The sequence below is a fragment of the Streptomyces sp. NPDC040432 genome, assembly GCF_055595445.1.
Genome location: NZ_JBVIVP010000009.1, coordinates 245331 through 254920, shown reverse-complemented (window position 1 = coordinate 254920; position 9590 = coordinate 245331). Strand labels below are relative to the sequence as shown.

The following is a 9590-nucleotide window of genomic DNA, read 5'->3' as shown; positions in this document are numbered from 1 at the left end:
GGTGAGGGGCCGGCGAAGGGGGTCGTGTAGGGCCTCCCGGGTCTACTATCCCGGGTCGTATGTGACGTGGGTCCTATGGGACGGCTCACCCCGGAGCCCACCGAATCTCACGGAGAGTCGCTGGACGTACAGCTCAGGGGAGACGTGCGCTGCCACCGGGTGCCGGGTGCCGGGTGCGGATCAGCGGGCGATCGAGATCGCGAAGGGCGTGAATCCGCTGGCCCGGATCACGTGGGGCACGAAAAGGATGGCGGCTTCCGTGGCCCTAGCCGTTCGGATTCCTCCGAGGTCGGTGATCCAGTCCTCGTGCCAGCCGAGGTCGGTGAGGAGTTCGCACACAGTCTGTTTGGCTTGCGGGTCCTCGCCGGAGAGGAACGCGGTCGGTGCCTGGGCGAGCATGGCCGGTGCGGTCATCACGGGGAAGAGCATGGTGTTGAGCGTCTTGACGACGCGGGTGTCGGGGAGTGCTTCCTGCAGTTGTTCCGCGAGGCTCGATCCGGGGTGGATGAGGTCGGCGGGCAGGCCGTCGGGACCGTCGACGGTGGCGTTGGAGACGTCGATGAGGATGCTTCCCCGCAGTTCTTCGCGCAGTGCGGCAAGCCGTTCCAGGGAGCCTGCTCCCGGGGTGGCGTTGATGATGATGCGTGCGGTGCGGGCGGCATCGGCGGCGGCGCCCGGGGTACGGTCCGCGACGGTGACCTGATGTCCTGCGCGGGTGAGGGCGGTGGCCAGGTTGCCGCCGACGCGGCCGTTTCCGAGTACTGCGATCGTTGTCATGGGGATACGTTCCTTTGCGGGTGTGGGGTGTGGGGTGCGGTGCGTGGTCAGCGTGAGAGCGTGGTGACGGCTTCGGCGTGAATGCCTGGTGCGGCGGCCAGGAAGCTTCCGCTCCGCGGGGTCCAGGGGTGGCCCTCGGCGTCGGTGATCCGTCCGCCGGCCTCGGTGACGAGGAGGGCGCCGGGCAGCAGGTCCGCTCGGGCGCCGGCGAACTGCCAGAAGGCGTCGATGCGGCCGGCGGCCACGTTCACCAGGTGCAGGGTCGCCGGCACGGAGGTGCGGACGACGAGCGCGTCGAGGAGCATCGCGGTGATCGAGGAGCCGACGCGTCGCACGACCTTCTCGTCCTCGTCCGGCCGGGCCTGGCTGGTGGCCACGATGCCCAGGCCGAGATCCGCGGTGGGGGAGACGCGGAGCGGTCGTCCGTCGAGGTGGGCACCGGCGCCGCTGAGCGCGGTGTAGGTCTCGCCGGTCAGCGGCAGGTGCACCACGGTGAGCACCGGCTGGTTCTCCCGTACGAGGGTGGCGGTCACCGCCCAGTCCGGGAGGCCGTGCAGGTGGTTCACGTTGCCCTCGGCCGGGTCCACGACCCACCACTCACCCGGCGGCAGCGCCCCGCCGTCCAGCTCGTCCTCCACCCAACCGGCCTCCGGACGCAGCTCGGTGAGGCGGGGGCGCAGGATGTCGAGGGCCGCGTCGTCGTTGACGGCGAGTGCGCGCATCAGCTCCTCACGGGTCTCGTACCGGACCATCTCGCCGAAGTTCTCGCGCAGCACCGCACCGGCCGCGCGCACTGCGGCTGCGGTCCGGTCGAGCAGGTCGGCGTCGGAGACGGCGACAGCGGTGGTCCGGAAGGTCTCGAACATGGCGGTACTCCCTTTGTGAGGCCAGGTGGTGATGTGGCGTCAGGTGTTGCGTCCTGCGCTCTGATCTCGAAGGTATAGAGCCGCATGATTAACTTCAAATGCATGTCAAGTACGGCAAGGATTACTCAGACGCAATTGAGACGGAGGCGGCTCGCCACGCCGCCGAGGACGTGAGGTTTGGCCGGGGCGCCCTCACAACGAGCCAGATCGCCGTGTGCGACAGGCCGTCCGGGGGCAGCCGTCCGGGGCGGGTGCGGGAGCTCCACACGCCAGGTCAAGGTTCCGCTCACACCGAGCCGTGACCACACGATCCGGCAACCATCTCCTCAGCCTCGCCGCCGCCTTGTCGCCCACCGGCTTGTCGAACGGCTCGGATTTCGGGAACTCCCATACCACACAGTTGAGTTGAGGTCCACGGGTGACGGTCGGAGGACCGTGCGACGGCACGGTCGGGTGGGCCGTCGCGGTGTCAGAGGGGCCGGATAGCGTGCACGGCATGAAGATCGAATCGCTCCTTGACGACCTCCGCACGCTGCGCGAACGTGGCGCCTTGCACACCGTGGACGCCCCGGAGGATCTCGGCGCCCAGGGTGACCTCGATCGTCTCCGTGACCTCGTCTCTCCGATCGACGCCGACGGTGACGGCAGCGGCGACAGCGGCGCCGGTGACGAACGGGCCCGGGCCGAGGCCGTCCTCGCGCTCCTCACGGAGCGGGCCGGCGAGGTGGTGCCCGCGCTGCTGGCAAGCGTCGCCGACGCCCGGTCCACCGCCACGCTCCAGCCCGTCATACGCATCCTGACCCTGATCGGTCCGCCCGCCTTCGACGCCGTGCTCGCGACCTGGCGGAGCGGTCACGTCAAGGACTGGGCCGTGGGCCGACTGCTCGGTTCGTTCGACGAACGGTGCGCCGACCGGTACGCGGAGCTGGCCACCGATCCCGCTCGCGGCGCGGCGGGCAACGGCTTTGCGGGGCTCGTCCGGCTCCGGACGGAATCGGACGCCGGGCTGCGTGCCCTCGTGGAGTGCTACGCGGGCCGCCGCACCACCCTGTACAAGGCCGACGACTACGCCCGCCTGACGCACGAGGCGTACCGCACCGAATTGCGCGCCTTACGCCGGGACCCGGCCGCGTCCCCACGGACCAGGCGGGGCGCGATGGCCGCGCTCGTCGCGGGCGGCGGCGTCAACGGGCTCGATGCCCGCGACCGTGCTGCGGTGGAACGTCTGATCCGGGTGAAGATCGCGGGCGAGACCCCGAGCGCACTGTCGCACCAGCTCTCCGGCTGGTGGCTGGCCGTGCCGGGCACCTCGTACGAAGGGCTCTTCGAGGCCCTGGATCTGCACCACCGGCGACCCATCACGTGCGCTGCGGGCGTCGAGGCGGTGGAGGGTCGGGACATCCAGGTGCCCGTTCCCGACGGCGACGGCGCCGTCCAGACCGTGGGCCGGGTGTTCGTCACCCCGGAACTGGACGGTTGGCGCCTCGTCTTCGGCCCGTACGCCCTCCTCGTCGGGGACGACTGGGAGGACATGGTCGAGACCGTCGAGCGCGTCAGCCGGCACTGTGCCCGGGCGCAGCTCTTCTTCCTCGACGACCACGGCGGCTCCGACGTGTGGTTCGTTGCCGAGGAGGGCCGCGTGATCCGACGGTACGCCGCCGAGAGCGACCCCGAGTGGGAGGGTGACCCGCTTCCCTGGGAGACCCTCGCGGTCGACGACCCCGACTTCGAAGCGGAGTACGACGATGCCCCGCCCAACGCGGGAACCGCCGGCGCGCGCGCGGCGTGCGGCCACCTCTCCGTCGATCCGGACTTGGTCGGAGCAGGGACCGAAACCCGTGGCCACGGCTGGCTCGCCCTCACCTCCCCGCACGCCGATCACGGCGCCTTCCCCGGCATCCTCCCCGTGTGAGCGCCCGTCTCCTTCCTCGGTGCCGGCTCCAGGGGATTCCGGGCCCACTCGGTTCGGGCGCTGCTGGCCGGCCCCTGGCGGCCGTAGGATTGTGATCAAGAGCCGCCCGATCAAGTGGAGTTGACCAGCTGTGATGCCCCCGTACTGCGCGGTTCCGAGCTGCACCGCGTCCCATGATGACCAGGACTACGAGAGTTTCACCCTCGTACGTTTCCGTGCGATGGCGCCACCCACCGACCGTGAGGGGCACCCGGAGAACATGCTCTGGTTCTGTCGGGACCACGTTCGGTACACCGTGGGCAAGACCGACATGAGCGCCGTCGTCGCCATGGTGCACATACGCGCGGCGATCCGTCGCAGCGCTCCGAATCCCTGGCCGCTCACCAGCATGCCCTGAGCCAACGCCTACGCCCCGAGCCGCGGGGCTCGGGGCGCGGGCCGACCGGGCGCGGATGTCGAACGTTGCCGGGACCGAGGTCGTGTCAGCTGCAACTGCTGAGGTCGAACACGCCCCACGCGGTGGACGGCCCGGTCTGGACGTAGATCCTGCTTCCCCGGCTGACGATCCGCCGGGGGCCGGGAGCACAGCCGCCGGGCAGGGTGAGCAGACCAACCTCCTCCGGCTCGACCGATGTCTCGGTGAGCCTTCCGTGGACGAGTCGGTCCCCCTCCTCGCCGTAGCCGCCGTAGAAGGCGACTCGATCGCCGTGGACAGCCACTGCGTGGGCGCCCCGTACGCGGTTCGCCCACACGGTGACGGGCCGTTCGGAGCGCTCGGGGCGTATCTCGACCAGCGGGAAGTCCGTGTACGTGCACGCCCGGGCGGTGGTGCCCGACACGTTCAGGGCGTAGCAGTCGAAGAGACCGGGGATGCGGGCTCCGTCCGACGTCCAGGTGAGCCGGCCCGTGGCGCTCCAGCGGCGGATCCCGGCCGGGTTCTCGTCGAAGTGCCCGACCCAGATGTGGCCGGCCTCGTCCACGAGCAGGTGCTCGATCGCGTCCCCGACGGAGAAGGACGAGGTCTCGCGGCCGAGCACGTCGAAGACCTGGACCTGGTTCGCGTCCTCGGGCCGGCGGGTGCGAGGCGCGGCGACGACGAATCCGCCGTCGGGCAGGCGGTCCAGGCGCGGCCGGCGGGCCCGCACGGCGCTCAGCTCGGTGAGCTCGACCTTGCCGTCCGGATCGACGGAGGCGACGAGGGCGTCGATGGGCAGTCCCTCACCGCGGGGCTGCGGAGCGCGTTCGGCGAGCAGCCAGTGGGCGGTGCCGAAGGCGTCGACGGTACTGGTCAGGATGTGGCGGTCGTGGTGCGCTCGCGGAAGGCGGGCGTAGGGGACGAGGGCGGTCTTCTGCACGGGCGGGCTCTCCGGGGTGGGCGGTCACTGCCATCGGACGCTGCGGTGAACGGGGCTCGGCGGCCCGCGAGCGGTGCCGGGGGCGGCGCCCGCCCGAGCGAGGAGAGCGGGGGAGAGGGGAACCGGGCGCCTAGACGGCATGGCCCTTTCTGGTCGTCATGAGGTGATCATCGACGACGTCCGACCTTCGTGACAATGCATTTCGGCGCGACCACGACACCCCCCGGACGCGATCGGCCGCCGGGGCAGGCCGGCCGGGTCCGACACTCGGCGGCCGATCGCGACACCGAGCCGTGCCCGCCCACAGCCCCACATCCGTAGGAGGCCTCGCGTGTGGCCCCATAATTCGAACACATGTTTCACTGGATGGATGGACCCGCTCCGCTTCCCCGACGATCTGCTGTCCCTCCAGGCGGCCTGGCTGACGACCTACAGCGCTCTCGCCCGCACGCCCCCCGGCTCCGGTACGGCCGTCCTACGGCGGCGGCTGATCAGCCTGTCCTGCCGCATCCACGCCCATCCGTACTGGTCGACCCCTGGGCGTTCCAGGGCCGGCGGGGCGGACCTGCGCCGCCGGGCACGGGCCCATCGCTGGGGGACCGCGGCGTGAGTACCGGTCGCGACGGTCCGAGACGGTCGATCGCCGGTTTCCCGGACGACCTGGTCGCGCTCCAGCAGCATTGGACACGGCTCTTCAACCGGCTGGCCACCTCCCCTCCGGCCGACGGCCGGCAGATGCGCGCGGAACTCCTGGAGGCCGGCCTGCGGATCGACTCCCACCCGCACTGGGCTGCCGCTGTCGGCGGGTGGAGTCGGGCGGCACGGCGCGAACTTCAGCTCCACGCCGCCCGGGCGCCCTGCGGAGAAGCGCTGTTGGTGACTCGGTGCGTGAACGGCCTCATCGTCTCCGCGCCACCGGAAGCACCCTGACCGACGGGCGATGGGCCTCTGGGCGTGCTGCCGACAGAGCCCGCCCTCCCTGGCCCGGCAGCACCTGTGTGAGCGCGGAGGGGTGCAGGGGAGGATCCATGGCGGCTTGGGTCCCTTGAGTCCTTCCGTTGAGTCCTTCCGTCCCTGGAGTCCTTCGGTCCCTTACGCCCTTCCGTCCCTGGAGGGACTGAAGGAATTCGCCGTCCTGCGGTGCCCGTCGGAGCCGAGGGTCTGATGTCGGTTCAGTCCCTGCGCTCGGTCCATCTTTCAGTCCCTGGGCAAAACTGCAGGTCAAAGCCTTATCGATGCTGACCCAGGGACCGAAGGGACTGAGTTTTACCTCTTCCAGCCTTCGTGTGCGCGTATGTATGTGCGAGCGCGTATGAAGCATGTGCTCTGGTTGCGTCATAACTAGGAAATTCGGTCCCTTCGGTCCCTGGTGCCAGCCGAGAACGAGCCTGACCAGCAGGTTTTGCAGTGACTGAAGGGTCCAGGGACCGAAAGGGTCTGAGACAGGGTCCAGCCCCTGGTTCGGGGTGCGGGGGAGGGGGGCCTAGGGACAGCGGGGTTCCCCGGAGCCCCTGAGGGTCCGAGGGACTGAAGGCGAGGGACTCGAAGCCGGGGTTCTGAGCCTCGGGCTTCAGGGACTGTGACCGATGGGCCGTGAAGGGACTCTGAGAGGTCAGGGACTGAAGGTGCGGGCGTGGCGCCACGCCCGGGCGTCACCAAGAGGACAAAACGTCAGTTTCTCCACAGAATGCCTACTTGGCCATGGCCTGAAGGGACTCAAGGGACTGAAAAGTGACTACGGTCCAGTGAGCTGCGGAGTTAGTGTCATGGGCTGCGCTAGGCTCCGCAATACTGGAACTTCGGTCCCTTCAGTCCCTGTGCCCAAGGGGAGGGACCGTACGCCAGGACCGAGATACATCCAGGCAACCTGTCGAGGAAGCAGAACGTGCCAGCCCACTCCGACAACCAGATTCACGCCGCCCCCGCTGTGACCCATCAGCATCAGGGAGTGGCGCGTTGGTTCGCGGCACAGGGCTACCCCGTACATCCGCTGACGCCCGGGATGAAGACGCCTCCGGCGAACTGCCCCTCCTGCCGTCCTCCCGCGCCGCCGCACGAGCCACAGGCCTGCCCCTGCTTCGCACGAGGCCTCTGGTGCCACGGCTTCCACGCGGCCACCACCGACCAGGAGGTGATCGCTCAGTGGTGGAGTCAGGAACCGGCGTTCGGAGTCGCGGTCTCCTGCGGACCGGCAGGGCTTCTCGTCATCGACATCGACGCCCACTCACCCGTCCTGCCGGACCGGCAACGGCTGCTTCCCGGCATCCGGATGGACGATCGGGTCGACCTGTCGGGCCTCGCCTCCGGGTTCGACACCCTGGCACTCCTCGCGGCCTGCCGCGCGCAGCCGAATCCGGCGGACGACTCCGAGACCCTGCGCGTACGGACGCCGTCGGGCGGACTGCACGTCTGGTACCGGGTGCCGTGCGGTGCTCCCCGCTACCGCTCCTCCAGCGGCTCCAGCCCCCGTGTCGCGCTCGCCTGGCAGGTCGACGTCCGGGCCACCGGCGGATACGTCGTCGCGCCGGGAACCCGAACCGCCTCGGGGACCTACCGGGCGTTGCCCGGGGCCCGAACCCCCGCCGTCCTGCCGCTGTGGCTGAGCGCCGAACTCATCCGCACGGGACATACCGGCACCACCGCGACAGTCCACACTCCGGCCCCGTCGCCTGCCCGCCGTACGCGGTCGGACGGTGCGGACGCCCACCGGATCCTCCGGCCCCTCCTCGACGAGGTACGTGATTGCGCGACCACACCCTCCGGGACGGCATTCGCCGAAAAGCTCAACCGCGCGGCCTTCACCGCAGGAGGTCTGGTCGCGGCCGGATACATCACACAGGCCGAATGCGCCGGCCTGCTGACCGAAGCCGCGGATGCGGCGCGCCCCCGCCAGAGCCGCCGGAACCGGCTCGTCATCGACTCCGCACTCCGCGCAGGCGGCAACCGCCCGATCCACCCCAGGGGACGTTCATGAGCAGCGCAGGCAGCACCGGGTTCGACGCGCACGCCGCAGCCGAGCAGCTCGCCGCCTTCAACGCCGAAGCCGCCTCTCCGGCGACCCCACAGCTGCCCGCCCAACAGGGTGCGGCCGTCGACGGATTCCGTCCGGGGGACTTCGTCCAGGCCGGGCTGCTGGGCAACCTCACCGATCGTGGCAACGCCAAGCTCTTCGCCCACCTGCACAACCACCGCTTCCGCCATGTCGAGGGACTCGGCTGGTACGTCTGGGACGAATACCGGTGGAAGCGCACCGGCGGCGAGAAGGCCGCCATCTGGGCCGCCGGGGACATGGCCGAGGACATGCCGGTGCACGACCCGCGCGGCGTCTTCACCGACCGGGAGCTCAACCAGCACCGCAAGCGGGCGATGTCCACGTCGGGCGTCAAGGCCATGCTCGCCCAGGCGAAGGCCTCGCCCGGGCTCGCCCTGGACCCCGACACCCTCGACGGCGACAAGTACGCCCTGTGCACCCCCGCAGGCGTCGTGGACCTGCGCACCGGCGACCTCCGCAAGCCCGACCCCCGGCGGGACCTGCACTCCCGTGCCACCTACGTGGCCCCGGAAGCCATGCCCACGCCCCGCTTCGAACGCTTCCTGACCGAGACGTTCGGCGACGACGACAAGGGCAGGGAGATGATCAACTTCCTGCACCTGCTCCTCGGCTACTCCATCACCGGTGACGTCGGCGGCCAGGTCCTGCCCTTCCTCTACGGCATCGGCGCCAACGGCAAGTCCGCCCTCATGGACGTGGTCATCAAGATCCTCGGGGACTACGCCGACGTCGCCCCGCCCGGCTTCCTCATGGAACGCGGCAAGTTCAACGAGCACAGCACCGAACTCACCGAACTGCACGGCCGCCGGCTGTTCGTGTGCAGCGAGCTCAAACCGCACGACAAGTTCGACGAGGCCCGCGTCAAGCTCCTCACCGGCGGCGACCGACTCAAGGCGCGCCGGATGCGGCAGGACTTCTTCAGCTTCGAACCCACCCACAAGCTGTGGCTGCTCGGCAACCACCGGCCCGAGGTCGGCACCGGCGGCCACGCCTTCTGGCGCCGCATCCGCCTCATCCCCTTCGACCGGGTCGTCCCCGATCACCGCAAGATCGACAACCTCGCCGAGGAACTCGTCGCCGACGAGGGCCCCGGCATCCTCCAATGGATGGTCCACGGCGCCATGGCCTACCTGGCGACCAAGCCCTCCCTGGGCGGGCCCACCGTCGTGCGCACCGCCACCCAGGCGTACGCCACCACCGAGGACCACATCGGCCGTTTCCTCGCCGAATGCTGCACCACGACCGCCGACCTCGACGAGCCCCGCGACCTCCGCGTCGAGCAGGGCGCCCTGTACCGCGCGTACAGCATCTGGTGCCAGGAGGGTGAGGGGCTGCGCCCCGCCACGACCCGCGCGTTCGCCACCCGAATCCGCGCCGAGGCGGGCATCTCCTCACCGAGCGAAATGCTGCGATCCAACGGTCAGAAGTTCTATCCCGGGCTCGCTCTCCTCACCGAGGAGAGCCCACCGGGCGAGGCGACCGGAGCAGTCCGCGCGTGAACCGACCCCGGCGTACTGTCCGCAGCAATCCCAGCCCCCTACGATGGACGGAAGAAACCATGACCCAAGCCCGGCACCCCATAGCCGGAACACGGCTACCTGCCGCGCACAGGGCCGCCTGCCCCACCG

Annotated in this window: 9 protein-coding genes; 6 read left to right on the top strand and 3 right to left on the bottom strand. The window is 70.1% G+C overall.

The annotated features are described in order from the left end of the window. Positions 1–180: 180 nt before the first annotated feature. Complete coding sequence (locus ACZ58N_RS21175; protein WP_471162025.1) at positions 181–777, bottom strand: NADPH-dependent F420 reductase; 597 nt, start codon at positions 775–777, stop codon at positions 181–183. 47 nt (positions 778–824) lie between these two features. Next, positions 825–1643 carry an inositol monophosphatase family protein gene (locus ACZ58N_RS21170; RefSeq protein ID WP_471162022.1) on the bottom strand — a complete coding sequence of 273 codons (819 nt, stop codon included), beginning with the start codon at positions 1641–1643 and terminating at the stop codon, positions 825–827. Between the two features lie 496 nt (positions 1644–2139). Here ACZ58N_RS21170 and ACZ58N_RS21165 point away from each other — a divergent pair, with 496 nt between their 5' ends. Together ACZ58N_RS21165 and ACZ58N_RS21160 are read left to right on the top strand one after the other, a co-directional pair. Then, positions 2140–3555 carry a hypothetical protein gene (locus tag ACZ58N_RS21165; protein ID WP_471162020.1) on the top strand — a complete coding sequence of 472 codons (1416 nt, stop codon included), beginning with the start codon at positions 2140–2142 and terminating at the stop codon, positions 3553–3555. Positions 3556–3775: 220 nt separating this feature from the next. After that, positions 3776–3952, top strand: a complete 177-nt coding sequence (locus ACZ58N_RS21160) for a hypothetical protein (protein WP_471162017.1) — start codon at positions 3776–3778, stop codon at positions 3950–3952. Between the two features lie 85 nt (positions 3953–4037). On the opposite strand, the gene ACZ58N_RS21155 is transcribed toward ACZ58N_RS21160, so the two are convergent. Beyond that, positions 4038–4910, bottom strand: coding sequence for a hypothetical protein (locus ACZ58N_RS21155; protein WP_471162014.1), 873 nt, complete (start codon positions 4908–4910; stop codon positions 4038–4040). Positions 4911–5280: 370 nt separating this feature from the next. On the opposite strand from ACZ58N_RS21155, the gene ACZ58N_RS21150 reads away from it, so the two are divergent. The 4 genes from ACZ58N_RS21150 to ACZ58N_RS21135 all read left to right on the top strand — a co-directional run bounded on the left by ACZ58N_RS21150 (position 5281) and on the right by ACZ58N_RS21135 (position 9461). Then, on the top strand, positions 5281–5520 hold the full coding sequence (locus tag ACZ58N_RS21150; RefSeq protein ID WP_471162011.1) for a hypothetical protein: 240 nt from the start codon (positions 5281–5283) through the stop codon (positions 5518–5520). After that, entirely contained in the window at positions 5517–5840 is a 324-nt protein-coding gene (locus tag ACZ58N_RS21145) for a hypothetical protein (RefSeq protein WP_471162009.1), read from the top strand. Before ACZ58N_RS21150 ends, ACZ58N_RS21145 begins: the two co-directional genes overlap by 4 nt. A 1018-nt stretch (positions 5841–6858) precedes the next feature. Continuing rightward, positions 6859–7884, top strand: coding sequence for a bifunctional DNA primase/polymerase (locus tag ACZ58N_RS21140; RefSeq protein WP_471162006.1), 1026 nt, complete (start codon positions 6859–6861; stop codon positions 7882–7884). Then, complete coding sequence (locus ACZ58N_RS21135; RefSeq protein ID WP_471162003.1) at positions 7881–9461, top strand: DNA primase family protein; 1581 nt, start codon at positions 7881–7883, stop codon at positions 9459–9461. The genes ACZ58N_RS21140 and ACZ58N_RS21135 overlap by 4 nt, the downstream gene beginning before the upstream one ends. Positions 9462–9590 lie beyond the last annotated feature (129 nt).